Here is a 24,555-nt window from a genome sequence, read left to right as displayed (position 1 = left end):
CATGACGTTCCGGGCGCGGGTGACCGGGGGGTCAGGCGTTCGCGAAGTAGGCGTACAGGTCGACGTCGACGCTCACCTGCCCGGTGCCCTCGTTCTTCAGCACCACCGACCCGTCGGCGCGCAGGGCGGCGGTGGTGAACCCGACGGCGTCCTTGCCCGCCGGGTAGGAGACGACGCGGGCGGTCGAGGGCCCGCTCTGCGGCAGCACCGAGACGGTCCCGGCGGCCGCACCCCGCGCGGCCACGGTCAGCGCGACCGCGGTGACGCCGGAGGCGGGCAGGCCGGTGAAGCGCACGGTCCTGGTGCCGCCCGCCGGGATCGCCAGGGCCCGTCCCGCCGACGTGGGGCGGACGGCCTTGACCGGCGCGCCGCGCCGCTCGGTGGTGAAGTAGCCGGTGACGTCCACGGAGATCTCGACGTTGTCGTAGCCGAGGTTGTGCACGTTGATCTTGCCGTCCTGGCCCGGTTTGACGATCGTGTGGAACTGCGTGGTGACGTTCGCCGGGTAGTCGACGTTGGCGTCGACGGGGTAGGCGTCCCCGGCGGCGTACACGCGGACGGTGCCGGTCGACGGGCTCTTCAGGACGACCGTGAGGGCGACCTGGGCGACCCCGGTGGCGGGCAGGCCGTTCATGCCGGCGACGGACAGCTCGTGGTTGCCCAGCGCGGGGATGACGGTGTGGTCGGCCACCCGGGCGGGCGTGACGGGCAGGTAGGTGCCGCCCACGACGGCGGCCGCCTTGTCGAGGGTGTGCCCGTGCGCGTCGAGCGTCACCTTGACGGGGCCCGTCCCGCGGTTGACCACCTTGACCTTCCCGTCGGCGCCGACCCTGGCGATGATCATGGTGGAGGCGTAGCGGGAGGTGTCGTAGGCGAGCACCTTGCCGTCCGGTTCCTGCTCGTCGGAGGCGTGCACGGTGATCGTCCCGGTGTTGAAGAAGTCGCCCTTGGCGCTGACGTTGAGCGCGACGGCCCGCACGCCCTGCGCGGGCAGCCCGGCCACGCCCGCCACCTGCACGGCCATGGTGGAGTTGGCGCTGATCCGGACGTTGTCCAGGATCCTGCCCCGCGAGTGGAAGTACTGGTCGGGCCCCGGCCTGGGCGTCGCGTCCAGGGCGGCGGCGTCGAGCTGGAGGCGGGGAGTGGTGGCGCCGGTGTAGGCGATCGCGCGCCCGGTCTCCTTGAGCTTGGCCTCCAGAGCCGCCGGGCCGAGCCCCGGGAACGCCTGGCCCAGCACGGCGAGCGCCCCGGCGACGTGCGGCGCGGCCATGGACGTGCCGCTCATCGAGGCCCAGCGGTCGCCGGGCACGGAGGAGACGATGTCGCTGCCGGGGGCCAGGAGGTCCAGGAGCGGCCCGCGGTTACTGAAGGAGGACAGGGCGTCGGCGTCGGTGGTGCTGCCCACGGCGACGGCCGACGAGACGCAGGCGGGGGCGGCCACCGCGTTCGGGTAGCCGTCGTTGCCCGCCGCGACGACGGTGGCGACCCCGGCCGCCAGCAGGGCGTCGATCGCGGCCTTGCGCGGGTCGGTGTCGCAGGCCGCGGTGTGCATGCCGCTGCCCAGGCTCAGGTTGACCGCCACGATGGGCAGGGTCGCCTTCAGCGTCTGGACCTTCTCCAGCGCGGCCAGCTGGGCGCTGGAGAAGCTGAGCAGGCACGGCGCGCCGCTGGAGCCGCAGAAGTCGTCGGAGTCGAACCTGCTGAAGATCTGGATGGCCACGAGGTCGGCGCCCGGCGCGACCCCGCTCCCGTCGTCGCCGTCGATCCCTTCGCCGTCACCGGCGATGATCCCGGCCACGTGCGTCCCGTGGGAGCAGTCCAGCAGCTCGTCGGAGCAGCCGCCGCGCTCGGCGTCGGCCGAGCCGGGGCCGTCCTGACTGGCGGCGCCGTCCGGGCACAGGCTGGTGGCGGAGTAGTCGGGGTCGGCGGGCGAGAAGCACGCCTCGGCCACGACGCGGCCGCCGAGGAAGGGGTGGCCGGTGGCGACGCCGGTGTCCAGCACGGCCACGGCGGTGCCCGCGCCGGTCAGCCCGGCCGCCCTCGTGCGGTCGCCGCCGATCAGGGGGACGCTCTGCCCGAGGGCCGGCGGCACCGGCCGGTCCTCGGACACGCTGAGCACGCCCGGCCGGGCGGCGAGCCGCTGCAGGCCCGCCTGGTCGGTCCGCAGGGTGACCACGGGCAGGCGTGACAACGTCTGGAGCACCTGGCCGGCGCCGGAGCCGGCGACGGCGGCCAGCTCGTCGCGATCCCTGGTCACGACGTTGACCCGGAGCCTGCCTCCGGCGTCGAGCCTGCCGGCCAGTCCGGGTTCCACCCACGGTCCCGCGTCCGTCCGCGGTCCCGCGTCCGCCCTCTGTCCGGCCGCGGCGGCCGGCGCTGCGGTCGCGACGGTGAGCGAGGAGAGCAGGATCGCCGTCAGGACGAGCACGCGGTGGACGGCCGCCCTGACGGTGGCTGATCGCCTCATGAGGCTCTCCTTCGGCGCGGGACGATGATGCCCGCGCAATGTACGCGGCCCCTGTTGCCACCCGTTTGCCAGCGACGTCAGCGGCCCTCGCGGCTGCCGATCCGGCTGAAGATGGCGGTCGACTCCTGGCGGGCGGCGCCGGCGTGCGCGGCCTCGCCGTCGCGCGACTCCAGACGGGCCAGGACGGAGAGCGTGCGGGCCCGCCACAGCGGCAGCTCCAGCGTGTCCCACAGGTCGAGGGAGGCGGACAGCGCGGCTCTGGACTCGGCCGTCGCGTCCTGCTCCAGGCGCAGTTCGCCGAGCGTCCGCAGGCCGAGCGCGCGGCCGAAGCGGTCGTCCTGGCGGGTGAAGACACGCAGGCTCGTCTGGAGCGCCCGCTCGGCCTGCGGCAGGTCGCCCACCCGGATCCGGATCTTGGCCAGGGACTGGTCGGCGTAGGCCGCCCCGTGCGGGTCGGACAGGACGGCGAACAGGCGGCGGGACTCGCGGGTCCTGGTCGCGGCGTGCCCGTACTCGCCCCTCGCCCGGTGCACCAGGCCGATGCTGCGCTGGAGCAGGGCCTGGCAGCGCAGGTCACCGATCTTCTGGTACGTCTCCAGCGCCCGGCTGAGCAGCCACAGCGCCAGCTCGTCGTCGCCGCGTTCGCGTTCCACGAAGCCCAGCATGTAGATGGCGTGCGCGTGCCCGGCCTGGTCACCGAGGGCGGAGAAGAGCGAGGCCGCCTCCAGCAGGTCGGTCTCCCCCTCGGCGAACCAGCCGCCCTCGGCCCGTACGGTGCCCAGCCCGGACAGGGCGGCCGCCAGGTGCCGCCGGTCGCCGAGCCGCTGGAAGGCCCGCCGGGCCTCCTCGTAGGCGGCCACGGACTCGGTGAAGCGGTCCTGGGCGAAGCGGATCCGGCCCAGGCCGAGCATCACCAGCCCCTCCCCCTCCAGGTCCCCGGACCTCCTGACGGTCTCGGGGCCGCCGGCGCCGCCCTGCCCGGCCCGGCCGCCGAGCCGGGGGTCGCCGCGCAGGATGTCCAGGCGCAGCCGTACCAGGGCGGGGCCGGGATCGAGCCCCAGCTCCTCGCTCAGGTGCGCGCGTGACCGTTCGAAGGCGTCCAGGGCCTCGGCGATGCGGCCGGAACGGTAGAGCGCGAGCATCAGCAGGCCCACCAGCCGTTCCCGGGTGGGGGCGGTCGCCACCTCCTCGGCCAGCGCGCCGAGGACCCGCCGGTGCCGGCCGAGCCGCAACGACGCCTCGGCGTGCTCCTCGATCGCCTCGCGCCGCGCCTCCTCCAGCCTGACGCAGAGCGTGTCGCGGGCGGCGCCGACCGCCGCCTCGTCGAGCACCGGGCCGCGCCACAACTCCAGCGCCTGCCGCAGCAGCCCGGTCTTCTCCTCGTCGTCGTCACTGGCCCCGGCCCGCTCCTTCAGTACGGCGAAGCGGTGGGCGTCCACGGCCATGGGGTCGATGCGCAACCCGTAGCCGGAGCCGGTGGCGAGCACCTCCACGTCGCTCCCGGCGGCGCCCGCGAGCAGGCCGCGCAGCCGCGAGACGAGCACCTGGACCTGCCTGCGCGCGCCCTGCGGCGCCCCCTCGGGCCAGAGCACCTCGACCAGCCGCTGGAGCGGGACGATCCGGCCGGCCGACAGGGCCAGCACGCCGAGCAGCAGCCGCTGCTGCCGCCTGCGCAACGCCACCGGCGCCCCCGCCCACCGGAACTCGACCGCCCCGAGCACCCGGACGCCGTCGTTCGGTGAATCGATCACCTCCCCATGATTGACCGATTGTCGAAGCCCACCGTCAACCGATATTCAACCGAGACAAATCCCGCATTTGTCCGACGAAACCTTGGCGGCTCCGATACGTGGGCGATATCCGACTGAGACGAACCAACCGCCGAGAGGAGGCAAGTCACATTCCGTAACGCTTACTCGAACATAAACAGCGCGTCACGGACACATGCAGAAGTCGTTTTCCCGGCACGCGAGACCGGCTTCACGGGGGTGAAGCCGGTCTCTCCGGCGTGCAGGGCGGGCACTAATCCACGTAGCCCTTTCTGCCGTGATCGACGCGCACCGCGGAGATGATGTCCGCCTCGACGGATATGGCGACCCAGTAATCCTTCCGGCAGTTCTCGCACTCGACATAGCCGGCGCCTTGGAAGTCGCCTCCTTCGGGGCGCACCGAGGGAGATCGCAAGCCCTTCGTCCCCCACTCGACACGGTCCCCCACCCGGTAAGGCCGCAGTTCGAGGAGCCCGAACTGGAACTCCGCCTCGGCCTCGCCGGTATATCCGCACCTGGGGCAGGTTTCCGTGAAGGACAGCAGATTGTAAGTGCTCACTAGGGCATCACCCTGCGGAGGGTTACCCCCGGGAGCCGTAGGGTCTGTGTGACGAAATTGGTCAGGTTTCGCTCCATCGTCACCGCGGTCATCCCGCTGGCGGCCGCGAAGCCCACCAAGGCGGCGTCACCGCGTCCCTTCTCTCCCACCACGGCGTTGAAGGCCGTCCGGAACTCCGAGGAGGAGGCCCACTCCTCGGCCTGCTGACCGGTGATCGTCTGGATGTTGTTCTCCTGGAGGAAACGACGCCGTGCGTTCAGCCCGTTGGTGACGTTGAGGAATTCGTGTCGCTGGTTCGGCGTGATGTACACCGTCGAGGCGTTCTGGATCTCGGCCAGCGCCTGTGCGTGGCCCCCTATCGCCTTCACCATGAGGTTGTTGTCGGCGAGGATTCCGCAGTTGTGAACGAGGACCGAGGTGTCCCCGGTGACCACATAGTACGTGTGGAGGTCGGCGACGGTGAGGTTGTGGACGCGGGCTTGGGCGGTCCACGCCCTGACCGCCTTGATCTGGACGTAGGTGCCGGCGGCCGTACGGAGGAGCTGGCCGGGACGTAAGTCCTTGGCCTCGCGCCAGCTCCCCGCGTCCGCCACCCAGAAGGGGTGACCGTCGGTGGCGACGATGTCGCGGGTGCTGCCGCCGCCACTGTCCACGGTGACGGTGACCAGGTTCTTGGGGCCCTCGCCGGCGATGGTGGCGGTGACGTCCTTGGCTTCGGTACGGCCGGTCTCCGGGTCTGTGGCCAGGACCTTGTCGCCGGGTTTCAGCTGGTCGATGGGTTTACTGAAGCCGCCGGCGAGCAGGACCCTGGTTCCCGGGACGAAGCTGTTGGACAAGGGGCAGGAGCCGCCCGCCGATGGGTTCTTGCTGCGTTTCGCGACGCGGGCGAGGAGCCCGTCCAGGGCGGCGATCTTCTTGTTGATGTCGTCGATCTTGGCGTCGATGGCCTCTATGGCGCGGCGGGCCGCCTTGATGACGCCCTGCACCTTCTTGTAGATCTTGATGCCCATCCGGACCCTGGTGGACAGTTTCCAGATCAGGCCGCCGATCTTCTTGGCCGGCACGAATTCCAGGATCAGGCTGACGCAACTGCCGACGCTGCCGCCCAGACAGCCTTTTATGTCGTCTATTTTCAGGAAATCTTTGATGAATCCGATGCCTGCGGCCTTCAAGGCTTCGAGCACCGCGTTCCGTTTGGCGGTCTGCTGGTGCTGCTGCCGCTCGTTCTGTGCCGAGTCGCGGGCGTTGCCGAGGTTCTTCCTGGCTCCGCCCGGATCGCAGGGGCCCTCGCAGTCAGGGCTGTCGTAGTCCCCGGGCGCGCAGGGAGGAGCCATGGAGTGGAAGCAGGCGACGCCGGTGCAGCAGGGTTTCTTGCCTGAGGGGTCGGCGAGCGTGGACGGATTGTTGTTGGCGTAGTTGTAGCCGTTCATCTGCTGGGAGTCGCCCATCTGGATGAGGGGGTCGACGGAGATGAAGCGGCCGGTGAGCGGGTCGTAGCTGCGGGCGCCGAGCGTGGTCAGGTCCGTGCTGGTGTCGTTGATGCCGCCGACGAACCCGCGCTGGTGATCCTGGGGCCAGGCGCCCTGGCTGCCGCGCAGGGTGCCGAAAGGGGTGTAGCGGCGCTGGCTGAGGGCGCCGGTCTCGGCGTTGATGGCCAGTTCGGCGGTGCCGTGGTGGTCGCCGAGGACGTAGGTGACCCCGGTGGTGGTCCGCATGGCGTTGCCGACGTAGCGGCTGGCCGTGGGGCTGGTGGCCCCCTTGACCAGGTGCACCTCCAGATCGGGCAGGTACAGCGTGGTGCCGTCCTTGTCGCGCCGGATGAGCCGGTCGCCGTCGGCGGTGTAGAGGAAGCGGGTCTCGCCCTTCTTGTCGTCGTCGACCTTGACGAGCTCGCCCTCGGCGTCCCAGGTCAGCGTCTGGTTGCTCGCCTGGGTGTGGCGCTCGACGGTGTTGCCGGAGGCGTCGTAGGCGAAGGAGGCGGCGCCGGGGACCGTGGTGAGACGGTGAACCTTGGCCGGGTCGTAGACGTAGGTGCGGTCCGATTGCTGGACGCCGCCCGCCGGGCCGGCGCCGTGGAGCGACTCGCTGCGGCGGTTGCCGGTGTCGTCGTAGGTGTAGGCGGCCCGGTAGGGGGCCGGCCCGCCGACGGTGGCGTTCGCGCCGGTGGCGGCGCAGGCCGCGTCGCCGTCCTGGGTCCAGGCCTCCGACAGGCGGGACAGCTCGTCGTAGCGGAAGCACTGGTTGTCGACGCCGTCGCGGGAGGTGTCCTTGATCTGGGTGATGTTCCCGGCGGGCTGGTAGGCGTACTGGGTGCTGCGGTCGGTGCCGGACATGCCGAAGTGCCAGGTGGTGGCCTTGGCCAGGCGACCGGTGCCGAACTCGTAGTCGAAGGTCTGGTCGATCTGCTTGCCGTCGCCGCCGGACTGCATGCGCAGGCCGATGACCCGGCCGGTCTTGGTGTAGTCGGTGCCGACGACGTACGTCGACAACTGGGACTTGGTGGAGACCAGGCGGCCGAGGTCGTCGTAGGTGTAGGCGATGTTCTCCGCGGGCAGCCCGCCGACGGCGGGGCTGCTGGTCGCGGCGACGCTGCCGTCGAGGTTGTAGCTGGTGTCGAAGACGTACCCCTGGGCGGGCGCGAGGCCGCCCTCGACGGCGGGCAGGATCACCCTGCTGCGCTGCGGGCGGTCCAGGTTGTCGTACGCCTCCACCTGCGTGGTGTACCGGTCGTTGCCGACGATGCGGGTGGAGCTGGTGAGCTGGCCCTTGCGGACGGTGTCGTACACCCACTCGGCGACCTTGGTGCCGGGCGACGACGTGGTGGCGTCGTACCTGGCGACCATGCGGTCGAGCCCGTCGTACTCGATGCCGATCTTCTGGTTGCGGGCGTCGGTCATGAGGACCGGCCGGTCCAGGTTGTCGTAGGCGGTCTTCTCGACGCCGCGGTCGGGGTCGTTCGACTGCACCCGGCGGCCGAGCAGGTCGTAGCCGTAGGACCAGACCTGGTTGCCGGGGCCGGTCACCGACTCCGGCTGGCCGCGGTGGTTGTAGGCGAACTTCGTGACGACCGGCCCGGAGGCCGTCTGCTGCTGGATCTCACGGGTACGGCCGTGCACATCGGTGTAGGTGGTGACCGGGGTGCCGCCGGACGGGGGGACGACCTTGGTCCAGTCGCCGCCGTACTCGTAGCGGGTGTTCCACAGCTCGTTGGTGTCGCCGTCGCTGTTGCCGGACAGCAGCCGTTCGGCGAGCAGCCGCCCGCGGCCGTCGTAGGTGTTCCACAACTGCGACTCCACCGCGCCCACGGTCGCCACCCCGAACCGCTTGGGCTCGGGGTCGCCGTCGGCGTAGTAGGGCGCGAAGGTGTAGTGCACCTGCCCGGCCCCGTTGTAGACGCTGTCGGAGACGATCCGGCCCTTGGTGGCGCCGTTCTTGCCGGGTGCCTGCGACTGCCTCGGCCGCAGCCATCCGTCGAACAGCGTGTACGACGTCTGCTGGCCGCCTTCGTTGGTCAGCGTCTTCGCGCCCACGGCCACGATCGCGCCGGCGCTGACCAGGTACTGGTACTCGTTGTCGGGCGTCATGCTGGTCGTGCGGCCCGGCCCCCAGACCTTCGAGGTGCGGCCCAGCGCGTCCCGCTGCGCGATGGTCACCTTGCCGGCCGGGTTGGTCTCCTTGGTCGCCAGGCCCCAGGCCGGGTCGAGCACCCGGGTCGTGATCATGGCCGAGTCGGGGTCGTCGGCGCGGGCCCGCGGGGTGGTGGTGGTCACCTGCGTGGTGACGCCGTGCGTCTCGGTGTAGTCGGTGGAGGTGGTCAGCCCGGCGGCGTCGGCGACGGTCTTGGGGCGTCCCAGGTCGTCGTAGCTCGACCGGGCCATCACCTGGTAACCGGTGATCGCGGTCGCCGAGGCGGCGCTGCCCCGTTCGGTCCTGGTCACGTCGCCGTGCTCGGGCGCCGCCTTGAACGCCTTGTCGTCGTAGTAGGTGCGCGCGTCGGCGATCAGGTCGGTGAGCAGGTTCGGGGTGTCGGCGCACCGGCGGGCCACCGTGGTCACCCGGGCCGGCAGGCGCAGCACCCGCGCTCCGTCTGCGGTCAGCTCGGTCCTGGTGCACTCCTCGTCGCCGGCGACGCCCACCTCGCCCTCGTCGTCGGTGGTCAGCGCGGCGCCGGTGGTCAGGTCGAACTCGGTCACGGTCGAGCGGGTCTGCTGCCAGGACAGGCCGACCAGGCCGAAGCTCCGGGTGGACCTGGTGCCGGTCAGGTTGGCGGTGATCGTGCCCCAGGGACGGGACCTGGAGGCCGTCTGGTGGTACCACGGCGTGCTGATCGACTTGCTCACCGGCACGCCGCCGGCCTTGTCGTAGGTCACGGTGCGCAGGGTCGTGCCGTGCAGGGACTCGTGGTCGGTGTACGTGCCGCCCTCGCCGTCCTCGACGGTGACGGACCTGGTGCCGCCGGAGACCGCCGCGCGGTCGCCGTGCATGCCCTGGAAGTACCAGTAGTCGGTCTGGGACGGGGTGCCGCCGCTGGCCGCGCTGGTGGCGCCGCCGATCACGCGGACCTTGTCGAAGCCGCGCCAGGCCGACCACGTCTTGAACTTCTCCGGCGTGATGCCGTCGTCGTCGGCGTAGTGCCAGGCGGGCTTGCCGATGCTGTAGTCGTAGCGGGTGACCATGTCCGAGCCGCCGCCGGTCAGGTCGGTCTGGATCAGCTCGCGGACGACGTACTTGTGGAACCAGTCCAGGCTCGGGTCGGCGCCGCCGTTGGAGTTCTGCCAGAACGTCGGGAAGCACAGCCGCCGGTTGCTCGCCGGTTGCGGCAGGTCGGAGGGGCTGCAGTCCATCCCCGAGTAGGTGACGTCGAGCTTGCCGCCGGTCTCGTTCTGGATCGAGGCCACCCGCTCCTTGACGAACGGGCCGACGTCGTCGCCGAGCTTGTCCACCCGGTTGGCCAGCTGCTGGTAGACGAAGCTCACCGGCGGCATGGTGACCGGCTCCGCGCCGGCGTGCCCGGTGTGGACGATGTCGGTGAGCTTGAGCTGCCGGTCCACGTCGGCGATGCCCCACAGGTGCTTGAACTCCCAGGAGTCCACGTCGCGGTGGCCGGTGCCCGCCGCGTTGACGACCTTGGTGGTGACCTTCGTCAGGCGCTTGCGGGTCCAGAAGCTCGGCGAGGCCGTGCCCTTGCCGTCCTTGCACTCGGTGCCCTCGTCGCAGTTCATGTCCCAGGGCACGTCCGGCCAGCGGGCCGGATGGGCGGCGATGTCGGCGCATTCGGCCGCGGTCAGCAGGCAGCGCTCGGCGTTGGTGAAGTCGACCCGCGCGGGCGGCGTGGCCGGGAAGAGGTCGTCGCGGCGCAGGCCGTACTGGATGGAGGTCAGGTAGCCGCCGCGGTCGTAGGCGGTGTCGTCGGCGGCGCGCAGGTTGCGGCCGTAGCGGTTCTGCTCCTTGGCGTAGGAGAAGGTCACGGCGTTGCCGTGGGTGTCCTCGATGTAGTCGAGGTTCCACCGCCAGGTCTGACGGCACCAGGAGTCCTTGAAGGCGTCCTTGTGGCAGGGTTCGCCGGCGTCGTCGCCGAACACCGGGACGTCCCAGGCGGAGTTCGTCTGGGGTTTGCCGGCGGTCCAGCCCGGCAGGCGGTTCTTGCCGAAGTAGTACCGGGTGCCGTCGGCGGTGGTCACCCGCCAGTACTCGTTGTCGTCGTCGCCGTTGGCGGTGTCGGTGCCGGTGCCGGTGAGGCGCTGGACCCGGGTGCCGTCGTCCCTGGCCAGGACCCAGGTGTCGGGGCCGGTCGGGACGAGCTCGCCGCCCGATCCGCCGAGGGCGAGCGTGGCGTTGTCGTAGGCCCAGCACTGGTCCATCGGCTCGACCTGGTAGGTCGGGTCCTTGGGGACGCCGTCGTCCTTGCACGACTTGTACTTGCGCTCGATGTACCCGGGCGACAGCTCGAAGCCGTCGCCGAGCCAGGACGCCTGGTTGTTGGTGGTCGCGGTGCGCCCGTCGATGGAGGCCGCGGAGTAGTTGACCACGAGGTTCGGCACCAGCCCGCCGGGCACCGGCGGCACCCGCAGCGGGTAGGACCAGGTGAAGTCGCCCGTCTGCGGGCTGACCTGCCAGGTCGCCGACGGCGACAGCGAGGTGACGCCGAAGTCGCCCTTGTCCCCTGACGTCCCGGAGGTCACGGCCAGCACCATCGGCTCGGCGGCGAGATCGACGTCGGCGCTGAGCGTCCTGGCCGCGGTGTCGTTGCGGCCCTTCAGCGGCACGGCCCGGCGGCACTCGGCCTTGTCCGGGCTGGTCAGCGCACATGCGGGCAGGGCCGCCAGGCGCACCCGGGAACCGAAGCCGCCTCCGTAGGCTTCGGCGAAGGGGGCGTAGTCCACCTTCATCGTCACCCTGCCCGGCGATCCGGACGTGCGGGCCGCGGTGAAGATCGGGCCGCCGACGCCCGCGCGCTGCGAGGCCGCGCGGTCGTGGGTCTGGATCCGCACCCGCCCGGCGGAGAAGGCGTCAGCCGGCGTCGCCGACAGCGCGCCCGCCTTGCGGGCGGCGGCGGACGCCGGGGACGCTGGGGGCGCGGCCAGGTCCACCTCGACCGTGCCCGGCGCGGGCCAGGCCGCCACGGGGTCGGGGGCCTTGCGTTCGGTGATCCGTGGTTTCACCGCGGCGGGCCGGCCGGGCACGACCCGTTCCCGGTCGACGGGTTCGGGCCGATCTCGTCCGGACGCGGCGTTCGCGGACGGGAGCGTCGCGGGCACGACCATCAGGCCGGCCGTGAGCAGCAACGTGAGGGCCGCGCGGAGCAGCCGGGACCAGGAAGAGCGACGTCGGCGTGCGGCATGGACGCGCATGCCGTACCTCCCAGGGAAGAGAGCGGAAGCAAGGAGGAGAGGCGGCGGGGGCGCCGGCGCGGCGCCCCCGCACCGGGGTCAGTCAGGGGTGTTGTCGTTGAGCGCGTCTTCGGAGACGGTCGTCATCTCCGACCACAGGGACAACAGGTCGATCAGGCTCTCGTCGGCGGGGCCGCGCAGCACCCACACGTCGTCGACGTGGCCCGACCAGTTGAGTCCCGTCCCGCCGCGGCCGAGCTGGGCCGAGGTGATGGGGCCCGCCAGGGTGACGTCGTTGCGGTAGGACTTGACCTCGGCCTCCGGAGCCGCTTCGAGGGTGCCGTTCACCCAGAACTCCAGCGTCTTCTCCCGTGCCCGGTAGACGATCGCCAGGTGGTCCCAGTCGCCGAACCCGGTGTGGAAGGCGGGGTGTTCCACGGCGGTGCCGCCGGGGATCTCCACGACGTACCGGCCGGTCTCGCCCATGTCCGGGTCGCCGCGGGCGGGGTCGAACTTCACTGTCAGGGCGCTGCCGGTGGCCATGGGCAGGTTCAGCAGGGTCATCGCCTTGCGCGCCTGGCCGCTGGTCTCCACCCAGGCCGAGAGCGTGAAGCTCTCCCGCGGATCCAGCACGGCCGACTCGACGGCCGCGTAGTCGCCGGTCGCGCCCGGCAGGCGCAGGGAACCGGGCACCACGCTGTTGCTCATGGGGGTCTTGGCCACGAAGCGGGCCGTGCCGTACAGCTTCACGGGGGTTCTGGGCGCCTCGCCGCTGTCGTCGGGGACGTTGTTGAGGTGCCACTTGTGCGTCACCGTCAGCATCTCCTTGGACAGCGCCGCCGCCTCCTCGACGCTGACGATCCGGTCGTAGACGCGGACGTCGTCGATCTTGCCGGGGAAGTGGTCGAGCTGCTGGGTGCCCCACAGGACCCGGCCGATGGTGAGCGGGCCGTTGGCCGCCCAGGCGCTGGTGTAGTCCATCTCGGTGCCGGGCTCGCCGTTGACGTAGATGCGCACCTTCTTGGCCACCGAGTCGAAGACGCCCATCAGGTGCGTCCACTCGCCGGGTCTGGCCTGTTTGGCTGACCACGCGCTGGCGGAGGCGGCCGAGGTCGAGTCGGCGTTCATGCGCCAGAACACCCATTTGCGGTTCGGCGCGTCGTACCGCAGGCAGAAGCCGGACACGTTGGCGCCGTCCTGGGCCAGCACGGTGGCGTAGGACGAGGGCAGGACGTCCGGCAGCTTCGCCCACGCGGTCACCGTGAAGCTCTTGGTGGTGTCGAGCACCGCGGCGTCGGTACGGGCGAAGGCGGTGGTGCCGTTGCCGCCCATCGCCGTGCCGCGGGAACCGGCCACGCCGAGCTGCGGCGTGCCCGCGGTACGGGCCGGGTAACGGCCGCCGGTCTCCGCCAGGGTGGTGGATCCGGCCGGGTCGTTGAGCTTCCAGTGGGCCTTCGGCCCGCGGCCGGGCGCGACCCGGAACCGGTAGACGGCCGAGCCCTTGGAGTAGTTGCCCGCCTGGTCCTTGACGCGGACGTAGAGGCTGTTGCTGCCGACGACCTTGGGCAGGATCTGGACCGTCTCGGTGGCGCTGCCCGCGGTCCTCTTGCGGAACTGGGTGGGGTCGTCGTTGACCGCGTACGCCCACTCGGTCACCGACGGGTCGAAGGTGATGACGAACCGGCCGTAGCGGCCCAGGCCGTCCTGCGGCGTCTGCGCCGGGTCGAGGGGGTTCTCCGCGACGTACCCGTCGGCCCCGGACGAGGTGATCACCGGCAGCGGCGGCGCCTTGGTGTCGAAGACGAAGTAGCAGGCGGTCGCCGCCCCTGCCGAGCTCCACGGCCCCTTGCCCTTGCGGCTGTCCTGGGCGCGGACCTGCCAGTTGACGACGGTGTTCTCCGGCAGCAGCCCGCGCGGGACCTGCGCCATGAAGCTGTTGCCCGCCTTGCCGGACTTGGCGCTCTTGGCCGGCGTGAGGTACCGCCATTCCTTGTTCTGGCCGGCGGCGTTCTTCCACGACACCAGGAACTCCGCCTGCACCTTGTCGGCCGTGCGGTTGTAGGTGTCGGGGTCGCGGAGGTTCTTGGCGATCAGCTTCGGCGTGGACCAGTTGAACACCGACGGGCTGCCCGGCCCCTTGCACGGCCCGCCCGGCTCCATCTCCAGCTGGCTCATCCTCGGCTGCAGCGGCGGCCGGTTGTAGTGCACGCGGAGGTAGGCGCGCGACTCGAACCGTTTCCAGCCGAGCTGGTCGCCCTCGTCGGCGGCGCGCAGGCCGAACGTGGTGTCCCGCCAGCCCTTCTGCGCCGCCTCCCTGACGCCCGAGGTCACGTTGAACAGCACGTCGCCGGCCGGGCAGGACTTGGCGGCGCATCCCGACCAACCCTTGGCCACGTTGCGGCTGTCCAGCTTGCGCAGCCAGTTGTCGGAGGTGGAGTTCCAGGTGGAGTTCTTGCCGAACGCCTTGGCCAGGTGGATGTTGACCGGCCGCTTGCTGCCGGAGGCCGCCCACACCTCCCGTACGTGGAACTCGGCGGACAGGACCTGCTTGCCGGCCAGCCAGCCGGTGGGGATGCGGTAGAACAGCCGCTTCTTGTGCGGGGAGCCGCAGCTCTTGCCGCTGGAGGGCAGGCCGATCGGGCATCGGCCCATGCCCTGGTCCTTGGTGAAGTTGTAGATCTCGAACCCGCTGCTGGCCACCATGAGGTTCGCCGAGCTCATCGGCGTGCGGTACATCGGGTCGATGTAGATGGGGAACGTCGTGTCGGCCGCGGTCAGCATGGCCGGGTCGGGGGTCAGCGTGAGCTGTCCCTGGCCCAGTTCGGTGCCGATCGTGGCGATCTTCGAGGCGTCCCCGGGGGCGCCGTCCGTGGCGTGGGTGGTCGGGGGGTCGACGGGGCCGTCCTCGCCCACCAGGGCCGTACCCGCCGCGGGGGGCGCGGCCGCCGAGTCCCACATGATGGGCCTGGGCGCCTCGAAGATCACCGCGCCGTTGTCGGGGTCGACCGCCTCCTGCGTGCCGTCGGCGCCGGTGCTCACCGTCAGCGTCGGCGCGGACAGGCCGAGGGTCAGGCTGGCCAGCCGGGGGTCCTGGGCGGCGGCGGGGGTCTTCACCACCAGCGTGTGCGCGAAACCGTCCGCGGTGGCCCGCACACGCAGGTCCACGTCCGGCCCGAGCACGCCGGCGTACACGGCGGTGTCGCCGTCCAGGCTCGGCGTGGGCAGCGTGGTCGGCCAGGTCAGGGACATGGTGTGGCCGGAGCGGGTGAGCGTGGCCATCGGCCCCGTCCCGCCGGCCGACAGCCTGAGGTCCACCAGCGAGGAGTACGGCCGGACCGTCCCGTCCTGGAACCGCAGGCCGTTGTACAGGGGGACCCACGTGTCGCCCTGCTTCTTCCTGATCGGGGTGAGCCGGTCGTTGACGTACATCGTGCCCTCGGGGGTGGCGTACGCCTCCCGCGTCTCGCCCCGCTCGGCCAGCACCTCCACCAGCTGTCCCGTGGCCTCGGCGGAGGCCAGCGCCTCGGCCTCGGCCTGTTTGGGATCGGTGGAGACGGTCCACTTCTGCTCGGTCAGCGAGACGTTGTCCAGGTAGGCCGTCAGCGCGCCCTGGCCGCCGAACTGGAAGGTGAGCGCCCCGGTGGTGGTGTCGGCGGTGGAGTCGAAGGTGAAGGAGAAGTGTTGCGGCTGGTCCGGCAGCTCCACGTCCGTGGCGAAGATCTCCGGGCAGGTCTCGACGTCCTCGCAGAGCACGGCCTTGATGGTCGCCGCGGCGGTGGCGTGGGCGTCGAAGGAGAGCGTGTACGTCTTCTTGGCCTGCAACGTGCGCCCGAGCTGGCGCAGGTGGGCCTGCCCCGGTTCGGTGGTGCCGTCGGCCACGGTGACCTTGAGCACGCCGTTCTCGACCGCCGTCGTGGTCGGCCCGGCGGCCTCCCATGACGTTGCGTCCGTGGTGAACTCCCCGTTGAGCAGCAGCTTCTTGCTGAACGAACCCCGTCCGTAGAAGGCGACCTTCTGGTACGTCCAGCCTTCGGCGAGCGCGCGCGCCTTCTCCGCCTCGCCGACCGCGTACCGGTGGGAGGGGCCCTTGACGAGCTGGTGGACGGGGAGCAGCCCGTCCCCGGCCGCGGCCTGCGCGTGGAAGCGCACGCCCTCGTCCACGTAGCCCTGCGCGACGGCCTGGTCGCGCTCGCCTTGGTCGAGGGTGAACATGCGGTCGCCGCCCGGCTTGCGCAGGCCGGAGACCGGGGACAGCCCCGTCACCGCCTCGCGCGAGACGTGCAGCACCTGGCCCTCAGGGGTGTAACCCCATTTCGTCACCGCGCTGTCGTACTCCGTCTCCCAGGAGGTGAACAGCGTGTTGTCGGTGCCGGTGGTGCTCCGTAGCCGGAACAGGGGTTTGACCATCCACGCGGTGGCGGCGTCCACCGCTTCGGCGACCGCCTGCGGCGGCGTCCACACCGTGCCGGCCAGGCCGCCCACGGCCAGCGACGCCACTGCCAGGACGGCCGTCCACCTTCGTAACCCCATGCGTACTCCCCTGGTACACGATCACGTGGCATGCGTTCCGCCACAGCATCGATCGCCGCCGGCCCGCCGGGGTAGGCCACGGCGACCGGTTGGGAAAACGTGGGAAACGGTTCCGGCCCGGCCCGGTTCCGGCGGGCCCGGCGTGGCAGCATGAACGCGACCGCCGACACCCCCGGGAAGGGCCCCCATGAACACCGCGGACCTGTACGACGAGCGCGGCGACGAGCTCGACTCCTGCGACCTGCAGCTGCGCCAGTACGGCGGTCGCCGCGCCTTCCACGGCACGATCGCCACCGTGCGCTGCCACCAGGACAACGCCCTGCTCAAGGAGGTCCTGTCGGAGCCCGGCGCGGGGCGGGTCCTGGTGGTGGACGGCGGCGGCTCGCTGCACGCCGCGCTGATGGGCGACATGATCGCGGGCGCGGCGGTGGCGGCCGGGTGGGCGGGCGTGGTGATCCACGGCGCCGTCCGGGACGTGACCGCGCTGCGCGAGCTCGACCTCGGCGTGAAGGCCCTGGGTTCCAACCCGCGCAAGAGCGGCAAGACGGGCGCGGGCGAGCGGGACGTGCCGGTGACGTTCGGCGGCGTCACGTTCTCGCCGGGGGCCGAGCTGTTCAGCGACGACGACGGGATCCTCATCACCCGCGTACCGGGCTGACCCCGCCGCCCGCCGGGCTTCCACGGGGACGCCGGGGTGTGGTTTCGTGACAGGACATCACGATCCGGAGGCGGACCATGGCATTCCAGCTCATCGTTCTCTACCACCACCCCGAGGACGTCGCGGCCTTCGACAAGCACTACGACGAGATCCACGCGCCCCTGGCGGCCAGGCTTCCCGGCCTGCGGGCCTACACCGTCCAGCGGCCGGTGGCCGGCGGCGGGCAGCGGCCCCCCTACCACCTGGTCGCGGTGCTGACCTGGGACGACGAGCAGGCGTTCATCGCGGCGATGAGCAGCCAGGAGGGGCAGGCGGCGGTCGCCGACGTGGGCGAGTTCGCCGGGTCGGGGGTCACGATGACGACCGGGCCGTCGGGTTCGGTGCTCTGAAGGACATGCGAGAAGGGCGTCCCCCGCGGGGAACGCCCTTCACTCGTGCGTGCGTGTTACTTCTTGACCGACAGCGGGGCCGTGCCGGTGTCCTGCTGACGCCAGGCACCCGTGTCGAACGCCACCGGAGCGGCCTTCCTGCCCACACCGTCACCCCACTTGGTGACCACATACTGGATCTTGATGTGACCCTCGCCCTTCACACCGTCCACACCCAGCGTGTCCGGGTTGAACCGGCCACCGGTCAGCTCGGCGAACGTCTTGGCGTCCAGGTCCAGCATCACCCCACGACTGGAGGGGTCACCAGGACCACGGTCACCCACGAAGAACGGCAGCTTCTTACCCTGGTAGACCACGTAACCCTCGGTCATCAGCGGCCACGACGGCGAAGCCGCCAGACCCTTCTGCATCGGCTTACCGGCCGCCGGCAGACCCGTGTCACCAGCACGACCCGAGGAGTCGTCCCAGAAATACGACGCGGTCGTCGAACCGGCCAGCACACCCCGACCGCTCACATCCGCATCAGCATGCGCGGGATGGGCAGCGGCACCGATCGTCAGCGCCGACAGAGCAGCGGCCGAAAGCATGGCGAAAGAACGCAGGCGAGCAGTCATCAGCAGTCTCCTTGGTGACATCGATCATCAGGGGGGCATGCGCTCGCTTGACTCAGACAAGACATGAAGGTCGTAGCCGGGCACAAACGCCATCGGTCGCTACGTGGAGCGCAATTTACTGTGCGGGTGGTCCCACGGGAACGTGATGTGGTTCCACCGGCTGGATAGATACAACACTAACCCAAGAAACGGACAAACGCAAACCAAACACCCCAAAACGGGCAATGATCTACCCCTGAACCGTAAACCCCGGGCAAACGGCCTCAATCACTGCCAAAGCCCATGGGGTATGCGTATGTAAACCACCGGCAAGCTCCGGGCATTCCCCCCATGACCTGGGCGTTCTTCCGGGGGCCGATCCCCGGTGACGGCCGACGTGCGTGGCCGTGCTCGCCGCTACCAGCCAACTGCAAAGAGGATGCAAGCCCGTTCCCAGTGCCGTCCGAGATCGTTGCGCCAGCGTCAGCGCAACAGACACGAGGTGAGGAATGGCGACGACGATCAGCGCGTCCACGCTCAACGGACGGCACCACAAGGGGGCACTCACGGTCTTCATGCTCATCGTGGTGGCCCACTGGGCCGAGCACCTGGTGCAGGCCGTGCAGGTCTACGTCTGGGGGTGGCCGCTGAGCGAGGCCCGCGGGGTGCTCGGCCTGCCGTTCCCGTGGCTGGTGACCTCGGAGTGGATGCACTACGGGTACGCGCTGCTCATGCTCGTGGGCCTGTTGATGCTGCGCAAGGGGTTCGCCGGCCGTTCGCGCACGTGGTGGAACATCTCCCTGGGCATCCAGGTCTGGCACCACATGGAGCACCTGCTGCTGCTCGTGCAGAAGATCACCGGGCTCTACCTGCTGGGACGGCCGGTCCCGACCAGCGTCCTGCAGATCTTCCTGCCCCGGATGGAGCTGCACCTGTTCTACAACGCGGTCGTCTTCGCGCCGATGGTGGTGGCGATGCTGCTCCACCGCCGGGCCGCCGAGCACGGCGGGGCCGCCTGCACCTGCGCGGTGGCGCACTAGCTCATGGCGGTCACCAGACGACGTCCGAGCGGGTTCACGGTGGTGCTGGCCGTCGTGGGGCTGTTGCTGCTGTTCGTGTCCGTGCCCGAGTTCGGCCCGGTCGTCCGGGCCGCCCGCGCCGACGGGGTGAGCGGCGCGTTCACCGCCCGGGAGCTGCGGTGCGTGCAGCATCCCGGGCACGAGTCCTGCGTCTGGGCCGGGGACTTCACCTCCGGCGACGGACGGGTCCGGCGGCGCGACGTCGAGCTGTACGGCAGCGACCGCGGCACCCTGGCGGCCGGACAGGCCACCGCCGCCGTGGACACCGGCCGTCTGACCCGTGTCTACGGGCCGGAGGGCTCGGACGAGTGGCTGTTCACCGCGCTGCTCACGCTGGCCGGGGCGGCCGTGCTGACGGTGGCGGCCAGACGGGCGCGCCGCCCCCGCGCCTGAACCCGCGGCTGCCGCGTACGGGCGATCGCCCGTACGATTCCTCCAGCGTTTTCAGGATCTTGTGAGGTTTGTGTGTTCGGGATCATCCGTCCGTGCGGTGAGCACGGGTGCGCGGCGGTACGCGCGGCGTGGCGGGCGCACCTGTGCGGGCTCTGCCTGACACTGCGGGACGGGCAGGGGCACGCCGCCCGGCTGACCACCAACTACGACACGCTGATCCTCTCGGTGCTGACCGAGGCCCAGCTCCCGGCCGCCGTGCCGCACCGGACGGCCGGGCCGTGCGCGCTGCGCGGATTCCGCTCCGCCGACGTGGTGGACGCCGACGGCCGCGGCGCCCGGCTGGCGGCGGGGGTGTCGCTCGTCCTGGCCGCGGGCAGACTGCGCGACCAGGTGGCCGACCGGGACGCCGCCCCTGGCACGGCTCCGGCCCGCCGCCTGCTCGCGGCCCGCTGGGAGGCGGGCGGCGCCCGGCTGGCCGCCGGCGTCGGCTTCGACACCGCCGTGTTGTCGGCGACGGTCGACCGGCAGCTCGAACGCGAGCGCCGGGCCCTGGCCGCCCCCATGGACGTGCTCGACCTCACGGCGCCCGCCGAGGAGGCGGTGGCGGCGGCCTTCGCCCACACCGCGGTGCTGGCCGGACGGCCGGGGAACGCGGCGGCGCTGGCCGAGGCCGGCCGGTTCTTCGGCCGCATCGCGCACCTCCTGGACGCCGTCGAGGACCAGGCGGCCGACGACGAGCGGGGCGCGTTCAACCCGCTGACCGCCACCGGCACCGGCCGCGAGCGGGCGCGGCGGCTCTGCGACGACGCCGCCCACGGGCTCGCCCTCGCCGTGGCCGACCTGGAGCTGGCCGAGCGGCACCTGGTGGAGCGGCTGCTCGGCGCCGAGGTGCGCCGGGCGGTCGAGCGCGGGTTCGGCGCGGCCTCCTACCGGCGTCCCGGCTGGATCCGCAAGTCGGGGGCGGGGGTGGCGACGTTCCTGACCTGCGGCCTCTGGCGGCCGAGGTGGAGCAAGAAGGCGGGCCGGCCCTGCTGCGAGCGCTGCTACCTGGACAACTGCAGCAGCTGCGACTGCCCCGACTGCGGCGGCTGCTGCGACTGCGGCTGAGCCGGCGAGAGGGTTCAGGGGGCCGAGATGTGCAGGACCTCGCCCGCCTTGTGGTAGCCGACGCGGGCGTAGACGCGGCCCGCGGCGTCGTCGGCCGGGGTGAGGAACGGCATCGTGATGCCGGCCTCGACGCCCGCCCTGGTCAGCAGGGCGGTGACGGCTCCGCCGATGCCGCGCCGCCGGTGCGTGTCACGCACGGCGATGCCGGCGATCTCGGCCACGCCCTCCTGGGGGCCGCCGAGCTGGCCGGCTCCGACGACCTCGCCGGTGGCGGCGTCGGTGGCCGCGGCCACCAGACCGCCGCGGCCGAGCACGCCGCGCAGCCGCGCGACGTCGTGCTCGTTGGCCTCGGGCGCGTCGAAGGCCGCGTTCATCACCCGCGCGACCTGCCACAGGCCCGGGTCGTCGGTCACCAGCGCGAGCCGTACGGCGGCGTCGGCGGGCGGCTCGGCCAGTGACCCGGCCGGGCACACCAGCAGCGGGAAGCGCCCTTCGGCGGCGAACCCGGCGGCCAGCAGGGCCTCCTCCACCTTGGGCGCGACCTGCGGCACGTACTCCAGCCGGGGTGTCCTGCCCCGCTCGCGGAAGGCGGCGGCCAGCGCGGCCACCTGCTCGCCGGTGGGCGCGAGGTCGTCGTCGGGGATGGCGTAGTTGAACGGCGGCGCGTCGTCGTGCTCGTCGAAGCGGATCAGGAACGGCCCGGCCCGGTGTGCCCCGGTTCCGGCCGCCGCTCGAAGGTATGCGTGCACGCGGGCGCCCAGCAAGTGAAGTCCTCTCGGTCGACGTACGACGGTCACAAGGTAGGGCCGCCCCCATCGCCGGGCAACCGGTTTTCCACCTGCGACCGCCGTGGGTCAGGCGGCCAGCCAGAGGTCGGGGCCGAACACCTCGTAATGGATGTCGCGGGGCGCGACGCCGGCCTCGATGAGCTGGGCACGGGCGTCGCGCATGAAGGCCAGCGGGCCGCACATGTACACGACCGCGCCCTCGGGGATCTCCACCCCGGTCAGGTCCATGCGCCCGGTGCGGGGGCCGTCGCCCTCCTCGTACCAGAAGACGCCTCCGGCGCCGGCCAGGCGTTCCATGTCGGCGCGCAGGGCGTGGCCGTCCTCGGAGCGGTCGGCGTGCAGGACGAGGACGTCCCGGTCGTCGCCGGCCGCGGCCAGGTGCTCCAGCATCGCGACGATCGGCGTGCAGCCGATGCCGGCCGAGACGAACACCAGCGGCGCCTCGCCCCCGGCCAGGGTGACCTCGCCGAAGGGCGCCGACAGGGTCAGCTCGTCGCCCGGCCGGACGGTGTCGTGCAGCAGCGCCGACACCTCGCCGTCCCGCTTGACGGTGATGCGGCGCAGGCCGTCGGCGCCGGAGCCGGACAGCGTGTACTGGCGGAGCTGGTGGACGCCGTCGGGCATGCGGACGCGGACGCTGACGTACTGGCCGGGCAGCGCGGCCGGCGCGGGTTCGTCGCCCAGCGGGGCCAGGACCAGTGAGAACGCGTCGGCCGTCTCCTCCCGGCGCTCGGCGACCCGCCACTGCCGCCAGGTGGCGCCCTCCCTCGCGCCGGCCTCGGCGTAGATGCGCGCCTCCATGGCGATCAGCGCCCCGGCCATCAGCCAGTAGACCTCGTCCCAGGCGGCGGCGACCTGCGGGGTGACCGCGTCGCCGAGCACCTCGGCGATGGCGCCGAACAGGTACTTGTGCACGATGACGTACTGGTCGTCGGTGACGCCGACGGCGGCGTGCTTGTGGGCGACGCGGGCCAGGAGGGAGTCGGGGCGCTCGCCGGGGTGGTCGAGCAGCGCGCCGGCGAAGGCGGCGATCGAGCCGGCCAGGGCCCTGCGCTGCTCGCCGTTGCGCTGGTTGCCCCGGTTGAACAGGCCGTCGAGCAGCTCCGGGCGGTCGGCGAACATGGTGTCGTAGAACCGGGCCGTGATGTCGTCGAGGGCCGCTCCGACGACGGGCAGGGTGGCGCGGACGACCGCCGCCGACTCATCGGACAACATGGGGGACCTCCAGAGGGGGAAGGCAGCACGAAACCGCCGCTCAGAAAATTGGTATCTGAGATACATATTACGGAGCGGTGACGGCGGCCCTCTCCCCGGGGGTGGTCAGCGACAGCAGCGCGGGGCCCGTGGGGGCGTCGACCAGGGAGGCGACGGTCACCGTGTCGAGCGAGGCGTAGAAGGCCTCCTGCGCCTGGCGCAGCGCCGTACGCAGGCGGCAGGCGGCGCGCAGCGGGCACGGCGGGTCGTCCTCGCAGCCCACCACGTCGCCGGCCGCCTCCAGGGCGCGGACGAGCGCCCCCACGGACGCCGCCCGCCCCTGTGCGGTGAGCGCCAACCCGCCGCCCCGCCCGCGCCTGGCCTCCACCACGCCGAGCTCGCTCAGCCGGGCCACGGCCTTGGCCGCGTGCGTGTACGGGACCGCGAGCATGCCGGAGACCGCGCGGGTGGTCAGCGGCTCCCGCTCCCGCGCGACGGCCAGGCGCATGACGATGCGCAGGGAGATGTCGGTGAAGGCGGTCAGGCGCATGTCTTCACGTTAGGCGCCACCGGAGGGTCGCCGGGTCACCAGCGGTCGAGATGCAGCACCTCGTCGAGCGGCTGCCGCGCGGCGGGCCGGAAGGTCTCCCCCGTGAAGTACGCGGTGGGCAGCAGCACGCCCTGGCGCACCTCGGCCGGGATGCCGAGCAGCTCGGCGATCTCGCTCTCGTACTCCAGGTGCAGGGTGGTCCACGCGCTGCCGAGGCCGCGGGCGCGGGCGGCGAGCATGTAGCTCCACGCGGCCGGCAGCAGCGAGCCCCACAGCCCGGCCTGGTTGCCCTCGGGCAGGCGGCCGCCGGGCAGCTCGATCGCGCCGATCACCAGCACCGGCACGTCGCCCATGTGCTCGGCCAGGTAGGCGGCGCTGCCGCTGACGCGCTCCTGGACCGCCGCGCGGGCCGGGTCGTCCCGGAACATCGAGTGGGCCGAGCCGTCCGAGGTGTGGTAGCTGTTCCACGACCGCCGGTAGTAGTCGCCGATCACCTTGCGCCGCTCGGGGTCGGTGACCACGATCCAGTGCCAGCCCTGCCGGTTGCTGCCGCTGGGCGCCTGGAGCGCGACCTCCAGGCTCTGGCGGACCAGCTCCGCCGGGACCGGGCGGGACAGGTCGAGGCGCCTGCGCACGCTGCGGGTGGTGGTGAGGAGGGTGTCCGGGGCCAGTGGTTCGATCGTCATGGGCTCATCATGTCAACGCGGGCCGCCGGAATCCCGTAGCCCGTACGGCCCGGCCTGGGCCTGATTTTCCGCGCCCCGGGACGTATGATCACGCCAGCCGGACTCGACCGACGCAACCGAAGGAGCCGACCGTGGCCGACGACGAGCAGGGCGCGCCCGCCCTCGACGTGGACACCACCAAGCCCAGCGTCGCCCGCGTCTACGACTACATGCTCGGCGGCAAGGACAACTTCGAGATCGACCGCGAGGTGGCCCAGATGGCGCTCCGGATCGCCCCGGACGCCCCGCAGGCGGCCCGGTCGAACCGGGACTTCCTGGCCCGCGTCGTCCGCGACCTGGTCGTCGAGGCCGGTATCCGGCAGTTCCTGGACATCGGGTCGGGCCTGCCCACGCAGGGCAACGTGCACGAGATCGCCCAGGCGGCCGCGCCGGGCTGCCGGGTGGTCTACGTCGACCACGACCCGATCGTGCTGGTCCACGGCCGGGCCCTGCTCGCCGTCGACGACGGCACCACCGTCATCGAGGCCGACATCCGCCGGCCCGACGACGTCCTCGACCATCCCGAGACCAGGCAGCTCCTCGACCTGGACGAGCCGGTGGGCCTGCTGCTGTTCGGGATCCTGCACCACCTGTCGGACGAGGAGGACCCGGCCGGCATCGCCGCACGCCTGGCCGGACGGCTCGCGCCCGGCAGCCACGTCGCGGTCTCCCACTTCCACAACCCGATGGAGGAGCGCCCGGAGGTGTCGCGGCAGGCGTTCGAGGCCGAGCGGCTGTTCAACGACACCATGGGCACCGGGCGGTGGCGCACCCGCGAGGAGATCCTCGGCTTCTTCGACGGCCTGGAGCTGCTGGAGCCCGGCCTGGTGCCGCTGGCCGAGTGGCGGCCCGAGCCGGGTTACCGGCCGGCCCTGGGCATCACGTACCACACCTTCCTGGGCGGGGTCGGGCGCAAGCCGTGAC

The 24,555-nt window shown here is 71.8% G+C and carries 16 protein-coding genes; 6 read left to right on the top strand and 10 right to left on the bottom strand.

Translation table 11 applies throughout. The annotated features are described in order from the left end of the window. Positions 1–31: 31 nt before the first annotated feature. The 5 genes from ACNF49_RS23230 to ACNF49_RS23210 all read right to left on the bottom strand — a co-directional run bounded on the left by ACNF49_RS23230 (position 32) and on the right by ACNF49_RS23210 (position 16,155). Positions 32–2,467, bottom strand: coding sequence for a S8 family peptidase (locus ACNF49_RS23230; protein WP_482944970.1), 2,436 nt, complete (start codon positions 2,465–2,467; stop codon positions 32–34). 77 nt (positions 2,468–2,544) lie between these two features. After that, on the bottom strand, positions 2,545–4,218 hold the full coding sequence (locus ACNF49_RS23225; protein ID WP_482944969.1) for an AfsR/SARP family transcriptional regulator: 1,674 nt from the start codon (positions 4,216–4,218) through the stop codon (positions 2,545–2,547). A gap of 271 nt (positions 4,219–4,489) precedes the next feature. Beyond that, positions 4,490–4,795, bottom strand: coding sequence for a hypothetical protein (locus ACNF49_RS23220; protein WP_482944968.1), 306 nt, complete (start codon positions 4,793–4,795; stop codon positions 4,490–4,492). Continuing rightward, on the bottom strand, positions 4,795–11,646 hold the full coding sequence (locus ACNF49_RS23215; RefSeq protein WP_482944967.1) for a polymorphic toxin-type HINT domain-containing protein: 6,852 nt from the start codon (positions 11,644–11,646) through the stop codon (positions 4,795–4,797). Before ACNF49_RS23215 ends, ACNF49_RS23220 begins: the two co-directional genes overlap by 1 nt. Before the next feature lie 78 nt (positions 11,647–11,724). Next, positions 11,725–16,155 carry a LamG-like jellyroll fold domain-containing protein gene (locus ACNF49_RS23210; protein ID WP_482944966.1) on the bottom strand — a complete coding sequence of 1,477 codons (4,431 nt, stop codon included), beginning with the start codon at positions 16,153–16,155 and terminating at the stop codon, positions 11,725–11,727. Positions 16,156–16,342: 187 nt separating this feature from the next. Here ACNF49_RS23210 and rraA point away from each other — a divergent pair, with 187 nt between their 5' ends. Continuing rightward, positions 16,343–16,813 carry a ribonuclease E activity regulator RraA gene (gene rraA / locus ACNF49_RS23205; protein ID WP_357977117.1) on the top strand — a complete coding sequence of 157 codons (471 nt, stop codon included), beginning with the start codon at positions 16,343–16,345 and terminating at the stop codon, positions 16,811–16,813. A gap of 77 nt (positions 16,814–16,890) precedes the next feature. Then, positions 16,891–17,202 carry an EthD family reductase gene (locus tag ACNF49_RS23200; RefSeq protein WP_357977114.1) on the top strand — a complete coding sequence of 104 codons (312 nt, stop codon included), beginning with the start codon at positions 16,891–16,893 and terminating at the stop codon, positions 17,200–17,202. A gap of 56 nt (positions 17,203–17,258) precedes the next feature. Here ACNF49_RS23200 and ACNF49_RS23195 read toward each other — a convergent pair whose 3' ends face one another. Next, positions 17,259–17,816: a hypothetical protein gene (locus tag ACNF49_RS23195; protein ID WP_482944965.1), complete on the bottom strand. Its 558-nt coding sequence runs from the start codon at positions 17,814–17,816 to the stop codon at positions 17,259–17,261. Positions 17,817–18,304: 488 nt separating this feature from the next. On the opposite strand from ACNF49_RS23195, the gene ACNF49_RS23190 reads away from it, so the two are divergent. The 3 genes from ACNF49_RS23190 to ACNF49_RS23180 all read left to right on the top strand — a co-directional run bounded on the left by ACNF49_RS23190 (position 18,305) and on the right by ACNF49_RS23180 (position 20,374). Further along, positions 18,305–18,835: a hypothetical protein gene (locus ACNF49_RS23190; RefSeq protein WP_482944964.1), complete on the top strand. Its 531-nt coding sequence runs from the start codon at positions 18,305–18,307 to the stop codon at positions 18,833–18,835. Positions 18,836–18,838: 3 nt separating this feature from the next. Continuing rightward, complete coding sequence (locus ACNF49_RS23185) at positions 18,839–19,267, top strand: hypothetical protein (RefSeq protein WP_357989004.1); 429 nt, start codon at positions 18,839–18,841, stop codon at positions 19,265–19,267. Positions 19,268–19,339: 72 nt separating this feature from the next. Continuing rightward, complete coding sequence (locus ACNF49_RS23180) at positions 19,340–20,374, top strand: DUF5685 family protein (RefSeq protein WP_357989006.1); 1,035 nt, start codon at positions 19,340–19,342, stop codon at positions 20,372–20,374. A gap of 14 nt (positions 20,375–20,388) precedes the next feature. Here the strand turns inward: ACNF49_RS23180 and ACNF49_RS23175 are convergent, their stop codons facing one another. The 4 genes from ACNF49_RS23175 to ACNF49_RS23160 form a co-directional block, all read right to left on the bottom strand. Then, positions 20,389–21,123: a GNAT family N-acetyltransferase gene (locus tag ACNF49_RS23175; protein WP_482944963.1), complete on the bottom strand. Its 735-nt coding sequence runs from the start codon at positions 21,121–21,123 to the stop codon at positions 20,389–20,391. Positions 21,124–21,228: 105 nt separating this feature from the next. After that, the gene (locus tag ACNF49_RS23170; RefSeq protein WP_482944962.1) at positions 21,229–22,377 is read right to left on the bottom strand and encodes a globin domain-containing protein; all 1,149 of its coding nucleotides are present in this window, start codon (positions 22,375–22,377) and stop codon (positions 21,229–21,231) included. Between the two features lie 67 nt (positions 22,378–22,444). Next, entirely contained in the window at positions 22,445–22,906 is a 462-nt protein-coding gene (locus ACNF49_RS23165; protein ID WP_482944961.1) for an RrF2 family transcriptional regulator, read from the bottom strand. Positions 22,907–22,941: 35 nt separating this feature from the next. Next, entirely contained in the window at positions 22,942–23,592 is a 651-nt protein-coding gene (locus ACNF49_RS23160; RefSeq protein WP_357989014.1) for a nitroreductase family protein, read from the bottom strand. A 131-nt stretch (positions 23,593–23,723) separates the two neighbouring features. Here ACNF49_RS23160 and ACNF49_RS23155 point away from each other — a divergent pair, with 131 nt between their 5' ends. Next, entirely contained in the window at positions 23,724–24,554 is an 831-nt protein-coding gene (locus ACNF49_RS23155; RefSeq protein WP_357989016.1) for an SAM-dependent methyltransferase, read from the top strand. Position 24,555 lies beyond the last annotated feature (1 nt).

Source organism: Actinomadura sp. ATCC 39365 (genome assembly GCF_054392275.1).
The sequence above is the reverse complement of the archived record's forward strand: the minus strand, read 5'-3'. Positions and strand labels throughout refer to the sequence as shown.